A 16,553-nucleotide genomic window follows, 5' to 3' on the forward strand; every position below is an offset into this window, starting at 1 on the left:
GAACCGGATTTTGGGCGCACTGCAGTATGCCTTTTGGCAACTGCACCAGCCTACGTCACGCCGACAACCTTGTCGATAACGCGGGCCCGCTTGCCCTGCAAGACCAGCCAAGATGCAAAACGGGCCGTGCACTCCGCACGGCCCGTGATTGCAGGGCGGACAGGAATCGAACCTGCAACCTGCGGTTTTGGAGACCGCTGCTCTGCCAATTGAGCTACCGCCCTACGTCACGTCGCGCATGCTGCGCGGGCAACCCAGACAGTTTACGACAAAACCGCCGCCACCTCCACATGCTGGCACGAGGTTGCCTGCGCATCGGCGGCTGGATGATGCGGTCCAGCTTGCGTTTGCCACGGAATCGCGGGTGAAATGCCAGAACGAGAGGAAGTGTCATCCATGACTCACCAGTGGCGCAATGTCATCGCGCTCTTTGTCAACGAACAAACACGTCAGGTCGCCGGCCGGCTGCTGCTCGACGAAACGGTCCACCCAGACTCCCTTGAGCTGTCGCCGTCACGCACCCGTCACGTCGTGAGTGCGATCGTGAACTCGGGCATCGCCGAGTTGACGAGCGACGGCGCGCTGACGCTGATCCCCTCGGTGTTTCCCCAGCTCCTCGCGGAAGGCAGGCGCGAGACTCAAACTGGAGTTCAACGGTTTCTCGTCGACGGCCGAATCGATGTTTACCCGGCAACTCCGAGCGAGCGGGGCGCGCTCCTCCGCTGGGTTCGCGATCAAGTCATCGCCACCGACGAAGCGCTCTCTGAGCCCGAGATGAACGAGCGATTGTCCCAGTTCCACGACGACGTGGCGGTGCTCCGCAGGTAGCTGGTGGACTTCGGGCTCGTGGAACGTCGCTTCGACGGCACTGAGTACCGGCACCCTGGCGTCGACAGGTAGCAACCACGACGTCGCGTGACGCCGCGAGTTTGCCGTTTGCGCACATCCGGCCCATTTCCGGCGGATGTGCAGACAGCGGGCTGCGCGTCATGAAAAATGAATGACGGTAACCCGTTCACAACCGCACAAACTAGGCTGCACATCATGACTGAATCGCGTCTTTCGTCCCGCGTCTCCGCCATTGCCCCTTCGGCCACGCTGAAGGTCGACAACAAGGCCAAGGCCCTCAAGGCCGAGGGCCGCCCGGTGATTTCATACGCCGCCGGCGAGCCCGACTTCGCAACGCCGCAGCACGTCATCGACGCCGCTGTCGAGGCAGTGAAGGATCCCAAGAACCACAAGTACACGGCCAACGTCGGTCTGCCCGAGCTGCGCGACGCGATCGTCGAGAAGACCGCGCGCGACTCGGGCCTCACCGTGCCCGCGAGCCGCGTGCTCGTTACGAACGGCGGCAAGCAGGCCGTGTTCGAGACGATCCAGGCGATCATCGGCGACGGCGACGATGTGCTGCTGCCGACCCCGGCGTGGACCACCTACCCCGAGGTCATCAAGTTCGCCGGCGGCAATACCATCGAGGTCTTCGCCGGCGCCGACCAGGGCTACAAGGTCACCGTCGAGCAGCTCGAGGCCGCGCGGACGCCCAACACGAAGGCGATGCTCTTCGTTTCGCCGTCGAACCCGACCGGCGCCGTCTACTCGCCCGACGAGACCCGTGCCATCGGTGAGTGGGCGCTCGAGCACGGCGTGTGGGTCATCGCCGACGAGATCTACCAGAACCTCGTCTACGACGGCGTGAAGGCCACCTCGATCGTCGAGGCCGTGCCCGCGCTCGCCGAGCAGGCCGTGCTCGTCAACGGTGTCGCGAAGTCGTTCGCGATGACCGGCTGGCGTGTGGGCTGGATGGTCGGCCCCGAGGATCTCATCAAGGGCGCCGCGAACCTGCAGTCACACCTCACGAGCAACGTGAACAACGTCGCGCAGCGCGCCGCGCTCGCCGCCCTCACCGGCCCGAGCGAGCCGATCGAGGAGTTCCGCCTCGCCTTCGACCGCCGCCGCAAGCTCATGGTCGACGAGCTCAGCAAGGTCAACGGCTTCACCGTGCCGACGCCGCAGGGCGCGTTCTACGTCTACGCCGACGTGTCGGGCGTGCTCGGCAAGGAGTACGACGGCGTTCGCCTCGAGACCTCGCTCGACCTCGCCGACTTCCTGCTCGATCGGGCCGAGGTCGCGGCCGTCCCCGGCGAGGCCTTCGGCCCCTCGGGTTACCTGCGCTTCAGCTACGCGCTCGGCGACGACGCACTCGTCGAGGGCGTGCGCCGCATCCAGGCGCTCTTCAACTAACTCGCGCCACACCGCGCGCCGTAGCCGGGCCCCGTCGCAAGACGGCGGCCCGGCTACGGCGTTGTGAAGGTAATTTCGGCGAGCTTGTCGAGCAGCTCGTCGTTGTCGTCGAGCGTCGTCGTGCTCCACAGCACGATGTGCACGCGCGTGCCGGTGAGCGGCATGACGCGCTGCAGCAGCCAGACCTCGCCGCCCTCGCACTCGTCGGCCCGCACGCCGAGCAGCTCGAGTTTCGTGCCGTCCTCGCCCTCAAGCAGGTACGACTCGGGCTCGGAGATGCCCGTCGCGCCGTATGAGCACTCATCATTGATGCGATTGAGCTGTGCGAGCGTGAGCTCTTTGTCGGTCTGGTTCGAGTTGAACACCGACGTCTGCCAGACCTGAATCTGCGCGCTGTAGTCGGGCGCGTACATCGTCAGCTGCTCGGGGCGATTCACGATGTCCTGCTCGATCCAGTCACCGAGCTTCGGGTAGACGAGCGTGAAGCCATCCTCGAACACCGCATCCTGCTCAATCGAGATCGTGTCGCCCGGCTGCACCGCGTAGGGCGTCGGCGTGGGGCCCACGGTGTCGGTCGGGCCACCGGTGCCGCCGCCGCCGCTCTCGAGCGGCGCCGCGGCCTCGCCCTGGCTCGGCTGCAACGGGTTTCCCCACAGCAGCGCGAGCGTGATGACGAGGCCGATGACGACGACCGCCGAGGCGCTCGTGAGCACAATCGTGAGGGGTGACCAGACGCTGCGTCGCGACGAGCCGGATGCGTCGGGCACAGCATCCGCTGCCGGCTCGGCCCCGAAACGGGGCTCGGGCGGGCTGAATCTCGGTCGCTGCTCACTCACCTGGGTCTCCGTCTCGTTGGCGCACTTCGAGTTTCGCGCAGCAGCCGCGCGAACGCACTACAGCTGCAGGCCGATCAGGTTCGGCTCGGGGATGAGTTCGACGCCGAACTCGGCGAGCACGCGGGCGCGCACGTAGCGCGCGAGCTCGGCGATCTGCTCGGCCGTCGCATCCGCGTGGTTCGTGATTGCGAGCGTGTGCTTCGATGAGATCGCGGCGCCGCTGCCGGGCAGCGCGAAGCCCTTCTTCACGCCGGCGTGGTCGATGAGCCACGCGGCCGAGAGCTTGACGAGCTCGACGCCCTCGGCGTCTTCGCCCGCGTCGAAGCGGGGCGCACTCGCCGGCAGCGACTCGCTCGCGAAGCTGCGGCGCACGATCGGGTTCATGAAGAACGAGCCACTCGAGCGCGTGTCGACGTCGGCGGGGTCGAGCACCATGCCCTTCGAGCCGCGCAGGCGCAGCACGGCCTCGCGCTGCTGGGCGACCGGCACGCGGGCGCCGAGGTCGACGTCGAGCGCCTTCGCGAGCTGCGCGTACTGCACCGGGGCGCCGTCGTTCGAGTCGACCTCGCGCAGGCGCAGCTCGACCGCGAGCACGAGCCCGAGGAGCTCCTCGCGCTTGAGCGCCGAGGTGCGGTACCCGAGGCCGAGGTCGGCGGCCGCGACCCAGCGGCGTTCGCCGGCGTCCGCATCCGCCACCTCGACACGCACGAGCACGTCGGCGAGCTCCTGCCCGTAGGCGCCGATGTTCTGCACCGGCGTCGCGCCGACCGAGCCGGGGATGCCCGCGAGCGCCTCGATGCCGCTGAGTCCGCGCGCGACGGTAGCGTCGACGAGCTCGCTCCACGACTCCCCCGCGTCGGCGGCGACGATGACCTCGCCGCCCTCGCCGGGGCGGTACTCGACGCCGCGGGTCGCGACGCGCAGCACGGGGCCGTCGAAGCCGTCGTCGCTCACAATCGTGTTCGAGCCGCCGCCGATGACGAGAAACGGCTCGTCGCGGTCGGCGAGTTCGAAGTATGCCTCGGCGAGCGCGTCGCGGGTCGCGGGCTCGACGAGCTCGGCCTCGGCCTGCGAGACCTGCGTCGTCGTCAACTGCGCGAACGTCGTCATGCGGTGAACTTCGCGCGCACCTGCGCCTTGGTCAGCACCGTCTTGTCGGCGAAGCTCACCGTGAGGTCGATGCGGCCGATGCCGTCGTCGCCGGCCTCTTCGCCGACCGTCGCGACGATCTGCACGTCGGCACCCTCGCTCGCGTCGACGAGCACGGGGCGCGTGAAGCGCACCTGGTAGTCGACGACGCGGCCCGGGTCGCCGAGCAGCTCGATGACGGGCTGGATCGCCGCGCCCATCGTGAGCATGCCGTGCGCGAGCACGCCGGGCAGGCCGACCTCGACCGCGATGTCGTCGCGGTAGTGGATGGGGTTGAAGTCGCCGGATGCGCCGGCGTAGCGCACGAGCGACTCCCGCGTGAAGTGCAGGGTGGTTTCGAGCAGCTGCTCGCCCTTGGCGGCCGTTTCGAGGGTTGCCATGGTTAGTTCGCCCCTTCCCCGCCGACCACGAGGGTCGCGTAGGCGGTCACGACGAGCTCGCCCGCCGCATCCGTCAGCCTGGTCGTCGCCTGGATCATCGCGTTACCGCGCACCGCGCGCACCGTCGTCACCTCAAGCTCGGCGCCGAGCTCGTCGCCCGCGACGATCGGGCGCTCGTAGGTGAAGCGCTCGTCGCCGTGCACGACGTTCTTGAGCTCGAAGTCGGCCATCGGGTCGGCGAGCAGCAGCTGCAGGCCGCGGTCTTGCAGCACGGCCGGGTAGGTCGTGGGCGCGACGACGTCGGCGTAGCCGGCCGCGCGGGCCGCCTCGACATCGAAGTGGATGGGGTTGCTCGCGAAGACAGCCGCCGCGAAAGCGCGCACGTGCTCGCGCCCAACGAGATAGGGCTCGGCGAGCACGAAGCGTCGGCCGACGAGATCCGGGTTCACAGTCACCCCGCCAGTCTAGGCGCCGCGGAAATGCGTTGTTTTTCCCAACGTGAGACGTCCATGAGGTTGAGACCCCTTATCGCCGTCTCAGGTAGGGAAAAGCGACGCATTTCCGCAGCGACGCTAGCTGGTGGAAGAGATAGCCCGCAGAGCTAGCTGGCGCGGAGCTGGCGGTGGCGCGCGAGTTCGTCGATCGTCGAGTCGTTGAGGGCGGCGTGGCCGCGGCGCGACGCGGTTTCGCGGATGCCGAAGATCTTGCGCTGCGCCAGCTCGAGCGTGTCGAGGTCGATGCGGGTGATCGTGTCGTCGGGCACGCGACTCCAGCCGGCGAGGTTGATGCCGGTCGATGAGAACGCGGTGGTGCCGTCGGGGCGCTGCAGCATCGCGAGCTTGTAATAGTTCTCGTCGTGGTCGTCGGGCAGCAGCGCCGGGTCGATGCCGTACGAGCGGAAGTCGTCATCGGTCACGTGCGCCGTCGAGTTCGCGTGAATCACGATCAACTCGGCATCGGTCAGCACGACGGCGTTGAGGCTCGCGTTCGGGAACGTGCGGCGCAGCCGCTGCACGGCGCGCACGACACCCTCGGCGACGGTGCCGCCACCCTCGCGAATCTGCTTGCGCACATACGAGAAGTAGAGCTCGGAGTCGGTCGTACCCGACACGGCCCGCAGTTCTTCTTCGCTCAGCAGCTCCTCGAAGCGCTCAACGGGAATGATCGAGCCATTGTGGGCGAACGCGATGCCGTTCGCGACGAAGGGATGCGTGTTCACCTTCGTGCGCTTGAGCCGGTCGGTCGCAAGGCGCAGGTGCACGAGCCGCGAGTACGACGGCACGCTTTCGAGCGCGGCCGTGAGCATCGGGTCGGCTTGTCCGGGCGTCGACACGCGCGCCGACTCGACCTCGGGCAGCTCCTCGCCCGGTCCCGACGCGAGCCACGCGGTGCCCCACCCATCGTTGTGCACGCTCGTCATCTGCTGGAAGGCCTCGGCGTTGGCCTCGCCGATCACCTCCGAGACGGTCGTCTCACTGGGTGCGGCGTAGGCGAGCAATCGGCACATGTGCGGGCTCCCCTCGCTGGTTGCGGTGTCGTCGCGGGCGCGGCGATTCAACCATTGTCCCGCGCGCGCCGCCGCCCGTCGAGCACGCCCGACGCCGCACGTAACACTCGCGCCGCAACTGCGAGACAATAGAGGGGTGATTTCGGGTATGGATGCGCTGGCTGCGGGCGCCGGCGAGGCCGCGAACGCGGTGTCCTGGTGGATCGGCGGCATCGTTGTCGCCGTGGTCTTCGGTGCGATGGTGTGGCGCACGGTGCGCCGCAACCGCATGAAGAAGAAGAAGAAGTAGCGGCCACCGCCCTAGCGACGCTCGCCAACGCGATCGCATCCGCATCTGCACGACGCCGGCCACAGTCGAAGTCATGCGGCGGCGCCACATCTCCCCACTCCGCGGCGCCCACCGAGGGCAGGCGCTGCGTCAGCATGCCCGCACGCAGTTACATTGACGTTTTATATAAGTTAGTTATATATTTCCCAAGTGACAGATCCGCACGACCACAACCGCGTCGCCGCTCGCCTTGTCATGTACGGCAGCCGCTTCGCGACCTACGCACGCCTGCGCACCAGCGAGCCGCGCTCGGTCGTCGCCCTGCGCATCCTGTCGCTGCTGCAGCAGCTCGGCCCGATGCGCATCGGCGACATCGCCCTCCGCGAGCGCATGTCGCAGCCCGCGATCAGCACCGCGGTGAACAAGCTCGAGGCGGATGGGCTGGTCACCCGCGAGTCCGACCCGGCGGATGCGCGGGCCACCGTCGTGCGCCTCACCGAGGCCGGCGACGCGGAGATCCGCGCGTTCCGGCTTCGCGCCGGCGAGGCAGCACGGCCCGCGCTCGAGCAGCTCACAGATGACGAGTGGGCGACGCTCGCGCGAGCCACCGACATCCTCGAGCGGCTCACGACCGAAGAGCCGACGCATCCCGACCACCACTAGTTCACCCACTGCCCCGCACGCCGCTGCACTCAGCCCCCGACGTCAGGACACCCACCCGAGAAAGCGAAATGCCCCAAGACACGCAGCCACCTAAGTCGTCGATTCTCAATCAGCCACTTTCAGTTTGGGCGATCGCCTTCGCCTGCACCGTTTCCTTCATGGGCATCGGCCTCGTCGACCCGATCCTGCCGGCGATCAGCAAGGAACTCGACGCGACGCCGTCGCAGACGATGCTGCTGTTCACGAGCTACCTGCTCATCACGGCCGTCGCGATGTTCTTCACGAGCTGGGTCGCGAGCCGCCTCGGCACGAAGCGCACGCTCATCGCGGGCCTCGTGCTCATCATCGTGTTCGCGGCGCTCGCCGGGACCGCGGGCAACGTCGACACGATCATCGGCTTCCGCGCGGGCTGGGGTCTCGGTAACGCGCTGTTCATTTCAACCTCGCTCGCCGCCATCGTCGGCGCCTCAGGCGGAAGCGGCAGCGCGATCGTGCTCTACGAGGCCGCGCTTGGCGTCGGCATGGCACTCGGCCCACTGCTCGGCGGCGCGCTCGGCGAGGTGTCGTGGCGCGGCCCATTCTTCGGCACGGCGGCGCTCATGGCCATCGGCTTCATCGCAATCGCGACGCTGCTGCGCAAGCCGGCCGAGAAGCCCGTACCGGTGCCGATCTCGGCGAGTTTGAAGGCGCTGCGCAACCCGACGCTGCGCTCGCTCGGCATCACGGCACTCTTCTACAACTTCGGCTTCTTCACGATCCTCGCCTACACGCCCTACCCGCTCGAGGCGGCGGCCGCAGCGCAGGGGAGGGAGTTTGGCGCGCACGAGCTCGGCCTCGTGTTCTTCGGCTGGGGCCTGCTGCTCGCGATCACTTCGGTGCTCGTCGCCCCCGTGCTCACGCGCAACTTTGGCCTCGTGAAGACGCTCTTCGCGATGCTCGTGCTGCTCACCGCGACGCTCGTCGTCATGGCGTTCTCGATTGGCAATCTCACGGCGCTCGTCTGGTGCGTCATTGTTTCAGGCGCGTTCCTCGGCGTGGTCAACACCGCCCTCACCGAGACCGTCATGGAGGCGACCGACCTGCCGCGTCAGGTGGCATCGTCGACCTACTCGGGCATCCGCTTCCTCGGCGGTGCCATTGCGCCGGCCGTCTCGGGCCCGATCGCCGAGGCCATGGGCGCCGAGTCGCCGTACTGGTTCGGCGCGGCCGCCCTCATCGTCTCGATCGTCGTGCTCGGCCTCTCGTCGAAGCGCCTGCAGCAGATCGGCCGCCCGCACGAGACCGCGCAGGAGGAGGCCCAGACCATCTCGGCCGGCGACGCCGCGTAGGCGCCGCGAGCCCAGCATCCTGAAGGTTTGACAGGTACCTGTTGCGTTTTGCAACAGGTACCTGTACTTTTATCTACAGGTACCGAATCAACAGGTACCAGCAGCTTTCACCAATCTGTAGGAGAACCTCATGGAAAGCCACGAACTCTATCGAAAGTTCCGCGAGGCAGCCCGCCTCATGCGCCCCCACCCGCACGGTGGGCCCCACGGCGGCCCGCACGGCCCCGCCGCCGACCCGACCCGCGGCCAGGGCCGCATCCTCGCCGCCCTCAAGCTGCAGGACGGCATCGCTACGAAAGACCTCGCGTTCATTCTCGGCATGCGCGTCGCCTCGCTCAACGAGGCGCTCGCGAAGCTCGAGAAGGCCGAGTTCATTACCCGCGAGCCGGCCAACGATGACAAGCGCGTCATGCTGATTCGCCTCACCGAAGCCGGCCGCGCGACCGAACAGCTCGTGCCCGAGCGCCCCGACGCGTTCTCGAGCCTGAGCGATGAGGAGCGTGAGCAGCTCGCGAGCATCCTGGACCGGGTGATTGAGCAGCTCGAGCAACAGCGCGCCGAGCAGGGTTGGGATGCGCCCGACGCCGAGTTCGATCGCTGGAGCGAGCAGGCGCGGCGCCGGATGGGCGACGAGCGCTTCGAGCACTGGATTGGCCGCATGGCCGAGTCGGAGCCCGAGAAGTTCGACCGCCTGCGCCGCGGCTTCGAGCGCCGCGGTCGCGGTGGCCGAGGCCCGCACGGCGGCTACGGCCCCCGCGGCGGTCACGGGCACGACTTCGACCCCGACTCCGACCGCCAGCGCGCCGACCGTCGCGGCTACGGCCGGGGCGGTGGATTCGGCCACGGCTTCGACCCGGATGCGCGCGAGCACAACCGCCGCGGTCGCGGCCACCACAACGGCTGCACGCGCTAGTTCGAGCGCGCATCCGCGTCAGAACAGGGCGGGGAACGGCACGTTGAAGTCGTGACAGAGCCGCGAGTATCGCGCGGCGAGCATCATGCCCGAGTAGCCCGACGCGACCATGCCGCCGGTGCCGAGGAAGGCGAGCACCTGCTCGACCCGAACATCCGCGAACAGCCACAACCCCAGCCCCACGACGACGCAGAGCGCACCCATGCCCCACGAGAGTTGCATGCGGGGCGCTCTGCGCCACCACCACATCGTGCCCGACGATCGCAGCCCGTCGGCGCCGGTCTCGCCGCTCGCAACGCCGACGCCGCCGACCGCGCGGTTCGCGTGCCACAGCTGCCGCACGCCCCGGCCACAGAGCGCGAGGCCGAGCAGCGTGAAGGCGACGTAGAGAACGTTCGCGCGAATCGACGTGCCCCAAAACGGCAGCCACGCCTGCGTGCTCACGACGAACACGGCGCCGAGAATCAGCGGCCACGGCGCGAGCGTGACCGCCTTCGGCCGCCACTGCTCGGGCCCGGGGGTTGTCGCGTCACTCATGCGCCCCAGGGTACGAATCGGCACTGGATGCGCGGTGACCGGCGCGCACCCGGCGCGCCCGGGCGCATCCCCACCCCCGCGTGCGACCATGCCTCTATGAGCGAGACGCCCACCGTACTGTTCATTTGTGTTCGCAACGCCGGCAAGTCGCAGATGGCCGCCGCCACGCTGCGACAGATTGCGGGTAACTCCGTCGCGGTCGCCTCCGCCGGCACCGAGCCCGGCGACGCGATCAACGAGCTCTCGCGCGAGGTGCTCGAGGAGCATGGCGCCGACCTCGAGCGCGAGGCCCCGAAGCAGCTTGACTCCGAGCTGCTGCGCCGCGCCGACCGCGTGATCGTGCTCGGCAACGAGGCCCAGGTTGAGCCGGTCGACGGCATGCGCGCGAGCATCGAGCGCTGGGTCACCGACGAGCCCTCCGAGCGCGGCATCGACGGCCTCGAGCGCATGCGGCTGGTGCGCGACGATATCGAGCGGCACGTGCTCGAGCTGTTCTCCGAACTTCGCTAGCCACGCGACCGGCGAGGGGTGGGATGCTGGGGGCGCACGTCTTGGGGGTAAGCACATGCACCGTCGTTGGTTTTCCGCAGACCGACCGCGCCGTTGGCGCTGGCTGACGGCGCTGCTGCTTGCGCTCAGCGTCGCGCTCGGCTCGCCGGGCATCGCACTCGCCGAGACGACGGCGCCGACGCAGTCCGGCGCCTGGCCGCAGATGCTGCCGCCGCCCACGAGCGTGGCCCCGCGCCTCGGCTACTGGGCGCCGAGCTCGAGCACGCGCATCCTCATCACCGACGACGCCCTCGCGGGCGAGGGGGCGCGCCTCGCCGAGGAGCTCGCCGCGCTCGGCCTCACCGACGCGGCGCCCGAGGTGGCCTACCTCGCCGATGCGTCGCTCGCCACCGAGGCCGACATCGTGCTCGGCCTCGACGACGCCACGCTGCTCACCGTCGACGACAGTGTCACGGTCACGGGCCCCGACGCCGCCGGCGTCTTCCACGTCACCCGGCCGCTGCTGCAGCAGCTCGTCGCGGCGGGCGACATCGCGAACGGCGACTACGAGTTCAGCTTCCCCGCCGAGCAGATCCGCGCCGCGCACCTCGACATCGCGCGCAAGCACTACCCCATCGAGAGCCTCGAGGCGCTGCTGCGGCAGCTCAGCTGGTTCGGCTTCACCGAGCTCGAACTGCACTTCTCTGAGAACGAGGGCTTCGCGATCGAGTCGACGACGCATCCCGACATCGCCTCGCCCGACGCGCACTCGCAGGCCGAGATCCGCGAGCTCATCGAGTACGCGAACGCCCTGCACATCCGCGTCGCGCCGTCGCTCGACATGCCTGGCCACCTCGACCACGCGCTCCACGCTTACCCCGAGCTGCGCCTGCACGACGCGTACGGCGGCAACGTCTTCGGCGCCCTCGACATCACAAGCGACGCCGGCGTCGAGTTCGCGCACGACCTCATCGGCGAGTACACCGAGCTGTTCACACAGCCCGACATGCCCGGCCCCGTGCCGTGGAACCTCGGCGCCGACGAGTTCGTCAACTTCGCCGACGCGGGCGAGGTGCAGGCGCTCACGCAGTCGGCGCAGGCGAAGTTCGGCGCGCAGGCCACCGCCTACGATGCCCTCACCGATTTCGTGAACACGACCGCCGGCCTACTCACCGACGCGGGCTACCAGCCGCGCGTCTGGAGCGACGGGATGCTCCGCTCGAGCAGCGTCGCCCTCGACACCAGCGTGCAGGTCGCGTACTGGACCCAGCGTCCGCCCGGCGCCGTGCCCGCGAGCGACTTCGCCGCGGCCGGCTACGACCTCGTCAACGTGAACGACGAGTTCCTCTACTTCGTGCTCGGCGAGCGCGTCGGCTACGCCTACCCAACCGGCGAGGCGATCCTCGCGGGCTGGGACGACACCGTGTATCCGTCGGTGCAGGGCAGCCCCGACCTCGTCGAGGCGAGCTCGGGCGGCATGTTCGCGATCTGGAGCGATATTCCCGACGCCCTGACGCCGGATGCGCTGGTCGAGCGAGTACGCGCGCCCCTCGCCGCGATGGCGGTGAAGTTCGCCGACCCCGCGAGCACGCTGAGCTTCGGCGACCTCACGAGCCTGCTCGACGACGTCGGCGAGGCGCCCGAGGTTGCCCAGGTCGAGGCGCCGGATGGACTGGCCACGATCGCGCCGACGCCGACGACGACTCCCCTCCCGAGCCCGAGCGGCACCCCCGCTGCCGAGGGCGAGCAGGGCAGCTCGACCATCGTGTTCGTGCTGACCGGGGTCGGCGTCCTCGTGCTGCTCAGCGTCGCGTTCGTGCTGGTTACGCGGCGGCGGTAGCCAGCGCGCGCCCCACCTCGCGCGTCACCACCCCAGCTGTGTGGGCTCTCAACGAGCGGCGTTAAGGTCGGGCTCCCCATTCCACAAGCGCTAAGGAGCAACGATGATCGATTCCACTCTCTACACCGCCGAAGCCCTGTCGACCGGCAGCGGCCGCGATGGCCACGTGCGCACGACCGACGGCCGGGTCGACTTCGACATGGCCACCCCGCAGAGCATGGGCGGTTCGGGCGAGGGCGCGAACCCCGAGCTGCTGTTCGCCGCCGGCTACGCCGCCTGCTTCCACTCGGCCCTGCACGCAGTCGCGCGTGCGCAGAAAGTCACCATCACCGACACGACGGTTGGCTCGCGCGTTGACATCGGGTCGAACGGCGAGGGCGGCTTCGAGCTCGCCGTGCACCTCGAGGTCGTCATTCCGAACCTGCCGCACGACGAGGCGCAGTCCCTCGCCGACGCCGCGCACCAGGTGTGCCCCTATTCGAACGCGACCCGCGGCAACATCCAGGTGACCGTGAGCGTCTCCGACGATTAAAACTCCCCCTCCGCGTGGCTGCGGTCGGCGAACTCTTCGCGCTGAAACACGAACTTCGTGTCGCGAATCGTGAAGCCCGAGCCGTGCCGCAGCCGGACGCCATCGGGCGCGTCGTTCGTGGGCGAGCCCTCGCCGGCCGACGCGTAGTGCGTATCGCCCCGCGACGTGAGCCGAAAGTCATCGCCGGCGTCGCGCGTGATCGTGGCGTGGTGCAGATCGAGCCCGGAGACGACGATATCGTTGTCGTACGCCGAGCCGATCGTGGTGACCTTGCGTGTGAGCGCAAACTCGGGGTTCGGCTCGCCGTCGGCAAGCCCGATGACGACGATGCGGGGATGCCCCGCGCCCTGAACTGTCTCGTGCGCCATCTCGAGCTCCATTGTCGGTGCGGCTCGGACACCTCCAGCGTGCGCTGAGCACCTGCAAGCGGCATCCATGCGCGCAGAACGTGACCAAACCGTCGCCGATGTTCAACATTCGCCGGCATTGATCGATTCACAGCCGCGAGGGGCGCACAATGGTCGACATGACCGCGGCCGCGAGCATCACCCCATCCCTTCAGCACATCCGAGCGTTCCTGCTCGACCTCGACGGCGTCATCACGCCGACCGCCGAGTTGCACCGGCACGCGTGGGGAGCGCTGTTCACCGAGGTGTTCGCGCAGCACGGCGTCGCCCCGTACGAAGACGCCGACTACTTCACCTACCTCGACGGCAAGCCGCGCTTCGACGCGGTGCGCGACATTCTCGCCTCCCGCGACATCTCGCTGCGCGAGGGCACGCCCGAGGATGCGCCCGAGCTCGAGACGGTGGGCGGGCTCGGCAACCGCAAGAACGCGCACTTCGCGCGGCTGCTCGAGGAGGACGGCATCGCCGCTTACCCGGGCTCGCTCGACTTCCTGCGCGAGATCGCGAGCCGGAGCATCCCAGCCGCCGTCGTCACGAGCTCGCGCAACGGCAAGCGCGTGCTCGCGGCCGCCGGGCTCGGCGAGCGCTTCGACGTGATCATCGACGGCGTGCACGCGGCCGAGCTTGGCCTGCCCGGCAAGCCCGCGCCCGACACCTACCTGCAGGCCGCCCGCGAGTTCGGCCTCGAGGCGGCCGAGTGCGCCGTGGTTGAGGACGCCACCTCGGGCGTCGCCGCGGGCCGCGCCGGCAACTTCGGAGAGGTGATCGGCGTCGACCGCGGCGCCGGCCACGACGCCCTCACGGCGAACGGCGCGACGCTCGTCGTCGACGACCTCGCCGAACTCATCCCCGGACTCGGGGCCACCACGAAAGGCAGCGACGCATGACGAGCACCGACCACGAGCGCAGCCCGCTCGACCGCGCCCGCTATCCGCTCGACGACTGGGCCCTCACCGAGACGCGCTTCGACGCGGCGCGGCTCGGTCACACCGAGACGCTGTTCGCGGTCGGCAACGGCTACTTCGGCATGCGCGGCAACATCGACGAGGGCCGCGAGGGGGGCGAACACGGCACCTACATCAACGGCTTCCACGAGACGTGGCCGATCCGGCACGCCGAGGAGGCCTTCGGCTTCGCAAAGGTCGGGCAGACGATCATCAACGCGCCCGACGCGAAGGTGATTCGCCTCTATGTCGACGACGAGCCGCTCATCCTCTCGACCGCCGAGCTGCTCGCCTACGAGCGCCGGCTCGACCTGCGCGACGGCGTGCTCTCGCGCGATCTCATCTGGCGCACGCCGGGCGGTAAGCGGGTGCGCATCCGCTCGAGCCGCATGGTGTCGTTCGTCGAGCGGCACCTCGGCCTCATCGAGTACGAGGTCGAGCTGCTCGACAGCGACGCGTCGATTGTCATCTCGAGCCAGCTACTCAACCGCCAAGACGGCGTCGACGAGTACCGCGACGTCGCGGCCAAGCCGAACAGCGAACCGGCGGCATTCGACCCGCGCAACGCCGAACAGCTCAACGAGCGCGTGCTCGAGCCAATGCTGCAGCGCGACCAGGGTGACCGGCTCATCCTCGGGTACCGCACGCGCATGTCGAAAATGTCGCTCGCGTGCGCGGTCGACCACCGCCTCGAGGTCACCTGCGAGGGCGAACGCAAGGTGCACACGGCCACCGACCTCCAGCCCGACCACGCCAAGCGCGTGTTTCGCATCAATGCGAAGAGCGGCGACGTCATTCGGCTCACAAAGTTCATCAGCTACCACACGGCCGGCGTCGCACCGGCCCGCGAGCTCGCCGACCGCTGCGGTCGCACGCTCGGTCGCGCGCTCGAGCTCGGGGTGGATGCGCTGCGCGCGGAGCAGCGCGCATGGCTCGACGACTTCTGGTCGAAGTCTGACGTCGTGCTGCACGGCCAACCCGAGCTGCAGCAGGCGATTCGGTGGGACCTCTTCCAGGTCGCCCAGGCCGCGGCGCGCGCCGACGGCCTCGGCGTGCCCGCCAAGGGCGTGAGCGGCTCGGGCTACGGCGGCCACTACTTCTGGGACACCGAGATCTTCGTGCTGCCGTTTCTCACGTACACGCAGCCCACGATGGCACGCAACGCGTTGCGCTACCGGGTGCGGATGCTCGACCACGCCCGCGAGCGCGCAGTCGAACTGAACGAGCGTGGCGCCCTGTTCCCCTGGCGCACGATCAACGGCCAGGAGTCGAGCGCCTACTATGCCGCGGGCACTGCGCAGTACCACATCGACGCCGACATCTCGCACGCGATGTCGCAGTACCTCGCGGCGACGGGCGACACGGAGTTCCTGCTCGGCGGCGCCGTCGACGTCTTCGTCGAGACGGCCCGCATGTGGTACGACCTGGGGTTTTGGCGCACGAACGCCTCCGACACTTTCCACGTCCACGGCGTCACCGGGCCCGACGAGTACACGACCGTCGTCAACGACAACCTGTTCACCAACGTCATGGCGCAGGAGAATCTCCGCACGGCGGCCCAGTCGCTCGAGCTGCTGCGCGTCACGCATCCACTCGAGTACGAGCAGACGATCGACCGCCTTTCGATCTCGGCCGACGAGCCCGACAAGTGGCGGCGCGCGGCGCGCAATATGTTCATCCCGCACGACGAGCAGGTCGGGGTGCACCCGCAGGATGCCTCGTTCCTCGACAAGGAGATGTGGGACCTCGAGAACACGCCCGAGTCGCAGCGGCCGCTGCTGCTGCACTTCCACCCGCTCGTCATCTACCGCTTCCAGGTGATCAAGCAGGCCGATGTCGTGCTCGCGCTGTTCTTGCGCGGCGACCGTTTCACCGCCGAGGAGAAGCTCAACGACTTCGAGTACTACGACGTGCTCACCACCGCCGACTCGAGCCTCTCGGCGGCGGTGCAGTCGATCATCGCGGCCGAGGTCGGGCACCTGCAGCTCGCTGAGAAATACTTCCGCCACACCGCCTTCATCGACCTCGGTGATCTGCATGGCAACACCGATGTCGGCGTCCACGTCGCGTCGTCCGGCGGTGTCTGGCTCGGCGCGGTCTGCGGCTTCGCCGGGATGCGCGACCACGGTGGCGAGGTGCAGTTCGACCCGCGCCTGCCGGACGGCTGGGAGGGCATCGACTTCAAGCTGCAGCTCAAGGAGGCGCAGGTGCGCGTCGAGCTGCGTCCCGAGGCGATGACGTTCACGCTCGAGTCGGGCACCTCGGCAGTCGTGTGGGTGCGCGGCGAGGAGGTGCTGGTGCGGGCAGGTGCTCCGGTCACGGTGCCACTGCGTGGTCAGGGCCCGCGCGTCGACCGCGAGCTCGGCATGCACACCCTCGCAGGCTGGCACCGCTCGGACGGCACGCTGCTCACCGCCTCCGTGCCCGAGCCCTCGGGCAAGTACCAGACCACGAGCTGGGAGTGAGCGCGTAACGCCGCGACTTGCTGACGGCCAGCTGTGGCGGTGCCCAGCCGACCG

At 68.8% G+C, this 16,553-nt stretch carries 18 protein-coding genes and 1 tRNA gene; 11 read left to right on the top strand and 8 right to left on the bottom strand.

The window, feature by feature from the left end; genetic code table 11:
- Positions 1-151: 151 nt before the first annotated feature.
- Positions 152-224, bottom strand: a tRNA-Trp gene (locus M3M28_RS10940).
- Positions 225-396: 172 nt separating this feature from the next.
- Between M3M28_RS10940 and M3M28_RS10945 the strand changes: the two genes are divergently transcribed.
- Both M3M28_RS10945 and M3M28_RS10950 read left to right on the top strand, forming a co-directional pair.
- Positions 397-828: a DUF2087 domain-containing protein gene (locus tag M3M28_RS10945; RefSeq protein WP_249386491.1), complete on the top strand. Its 432-nt coding sequence runs from the start codon at positions 397-399 to the stop codon at positions 826-828.
- A gap of 216 nt (positions 829-1,044) precedes the next feature.
- A complete protein-coding gene (locus M3M28_RS10950) occupies positions 1,045-2,241 on the top strand; it encodes a pyridoxal phosphate-dependent aminotransferase (protein ID WP_249386492.1) in 1,197 nt (398 codons plus the stop codon).
- Positions 2,242-2,294: 53 nt separating this feature from the next.
- On the opposite strand, the gene M3M28_RS10955 is transcribed toward M3M28_RS10950, so the two are convergent.
- From M3M28_RS10955 to M3M28_RS10975, 5 genes are all read right to left on the bottom strand, one after another.
- Positions 2,295-3,077 carry a hypothetical protein gene (locus tag M3M28_RS10955; protein ID WP_249386493.1) on the bottom strand — a complete coding sequence of 261 codons (783 nt, stop codon included), beginning with the start codon at positions 3,075-3,077 and terminating at the stop codon, positions 2,295-2,297.
- A gap of 57 nt (positions 3,078-3,134) precedes the next feature.
- Positions 3,135-4,187, bottom strand: coding sequence for a UDP-N-acetylmuramate dehydrogenase (locus M3M28_RS10960; RefSeq protein WP_249386494.1), 1,053 nt, complete (start codon positions 4,185-4,187; stop codon positions 3,135-3,137).
- Positions 4,184-4,606: a MaoC/PaaZ C-terminal domain-containing protein gene (locus M3M28_RS10965; RefSeq protein WP_249386495.1), complete on the bottom strand. Its 423-nt coding sequence runs from the start codon at positions 4,604-4,606 to the stop codon at positions 4,184-4,186. The genes M3M28_RS10960 and M3M28_RS10965 overlap by 4 nt, the downstream gene beginning before the upstream one ends.
- Before the next feature lie 2 nt (positions 4,607-4,608).
- On the bottom strand, positions 4,609-5,061 hold the full coding sequence (locus M3M28_RS10970; protein ID WP_249386496.1) for an FAS1-like dehydratase domain-containing protein: 453 nt from the start codon (positions 5,059-5,061) through the stop codon (positions 4,609-4,611).
- Between the two features lie 146 nt (positions 5,062-5,207).
- Positions 5,208-6,113: a class II glutamine amidotransferase gene (locus tag M3M28_RS10975; RefSeq protein ID WP_249386497.1), complete on the bottom strand. Its 906-nt coding sequence runs from the start codon at positions 6,111-6,113 to the stop codon at positions 5,208-5,210.
- Between the two features lie 136 nt (positions 6,114-6,249).
- Between M3M28_RS10975 and M3M28_RS10980 the strand changes: the two genes are divergently transcribed.
- The 4 genes from M3M28_RS10980 to M3M28_RS10995 all read left to right on the top strand — a co-directional run bounded on the left by M3M28_RS10980 (position 6,250) and on the right by M3M28_RS10995 (position 9,285).
- Complete coding sequence (locus tag M3M28_RS10980) at positions 6,250-6,402, top strand: hypothetical protein (protein ID WP_249386498.1); 153 nt, start codon at positions 6,250-6,252, stop codon at positions 6,400-6,402.
- Positions 6,403-6,591: 189 nt separating this feature from the next.
- On the top strand, positions 6,592-7,044 hold the full coding sequence (locus tag M3M28_RS10985) for a MarR family winged helix-turn-helix transcriptional regulator (protein WP_249386499.1): 453 nt from the start codon (positions 6,592-6,594) through the stop codon (positions 7,042-7,044).
- A 68-nt stretch (positions 7,045-7,112) separates the two neighbouring features.
- Positions 7,113-8,372, top strand: a complete 1,260-nt coding sequence (locus M3M28_RS10990) for an MFS transporter (protein ID WP_249386500.1) — start codon at positions 7,113-7,115, stop codon at positions 8,370-8,372.
- A 130-nt stretch (positions 8,373-8,502) separates the two neighbouring features.
- On the top strand, positions 8,503-9,285 hold the full coding sequence (locus tag M3M28_RS10995; protein ID WP_249386501.1) for a MarR family winged helix-turn-helix transcriptional regulator: 783 nt from the start codon (positions 8,503-8,505) through the stop codon (positions 9,283-9,285).
- Between the two features lie 18 nt (positions 9,286-9,303).
- On the opposite strand, the gene M3M28_RS11000 is transcribed toward M3M28_RS10995, so the two are convergent.
- Positions 9,304-9,822, bottom strand: coding sequence for a hypothetical protein (locus M3M28_RS11000; protein WP_249386502.1), 519 nt, complete (start codon positions 9,820-9,822; stop codon positions 9,304-9,306).
- 96 nt (positions 9,823-9,918) lie between these two features.
- Between M3M28_RS11000 and M3M28_RS11005 the strand changes: the two genes are divergently transcribed.
- From M3M28_RS11005 to M3M28_RS11015, 3 genes are all read left to right on the top strand, one after another.
- A complete protein-coding gene (locus M3M28_RS11005; RefSeq protein WP_249386503.1) occupies positions 9,919-10,332 on the top strand; it encodes an arsenate-mycothiol transferase ArsC in 414 nt (137 codons plus the stop codon).
- A 55-nt stretch (positions 10,333-10,387) separates the two neighbouring features.
- A complete protein-coding gene (locus M3M28_RS11010) occupies positions 10,388-12,151 on the top strand; it encodes a family 20 glycosylhydrolase (protein WP_249386504.1) in 1,764 nt (587 codons plus the stop codon).
- 103 nt (positions 12,152-12,254) lie between these two features.
- The gene (locus M3M28_RS11015) at positions 12,255-12,683 is read left to right on the top strand and encodes an organic hydroperoxide resistance protein (protein WP_249386505.1); all 429 of its coding nucleotides are present in this window, start codon (positions 12,255-12,257) and stop codon (positions 12,681-12,683) included.
- On the opposite strand, the gene M3M28_RS11020 is transcribed toward M3M28_RS11015, so the two are convergent.
- Entirely contained in the window at positions 12,680-13,051 is a 372-nt protein-coding gene (locus M3M28_RS11020; protein ID WP_249386506.1) for an FHA domain-containing protein, read from the bottom strand. The two genes, M3M28_RS11015 and M3M28_RS11020, sit on opposite strands and share 4 nt — an antisense overlap.
- A gap of 149 nt (positions 13,052-13,200) precedes the next feature.
- Here M3M28_RS11020 and M3M28_RS11025 point away from each other — a divergent pair, with 149 nt between their 5' ends.
- Both M3M28_RS11025 and M3M28_RS11030 read left to right on the top strand, forming a co-directional pair.
- A complete protein-coding gene (locus tag M3M28_RS11025) occupies positions 13,201-13,977 on the top strand; it encodes an HAD family hydrolase (protein WP_349305329.1) in 777 nt (258 codons plus the stop codon).
- Positions 13,974-16,499 carry a glycoside hydrolase family 65 protein gene (locus M3M28_RS11030; protein WP_249386507.1) on the top strand — a complete coding sequence of 842 codons (2,526 nt, stop codon included), beginning with the start codon at positions 13,974-13,976 and terminating at the stop codon, positions 16,497-16,499. The genes M3M28_RS11025 and M3M28_RS11030 overlap by 4 nt, the downstream gene beginning before the upstream one ends.
- The last annotated feature ends 54 nt before the right edge of the window (positions 16,500-16,553 follow it).

The organism is Gulosibacter sediminis (genome assembly GCF_023370115.1).
Lineage (GTDB): Bacteria > Actinomycetota > Actinomycetes > Actinomycetales > Microbacteriaceae > Gulosibacter > Gulosibacter sediminis_A.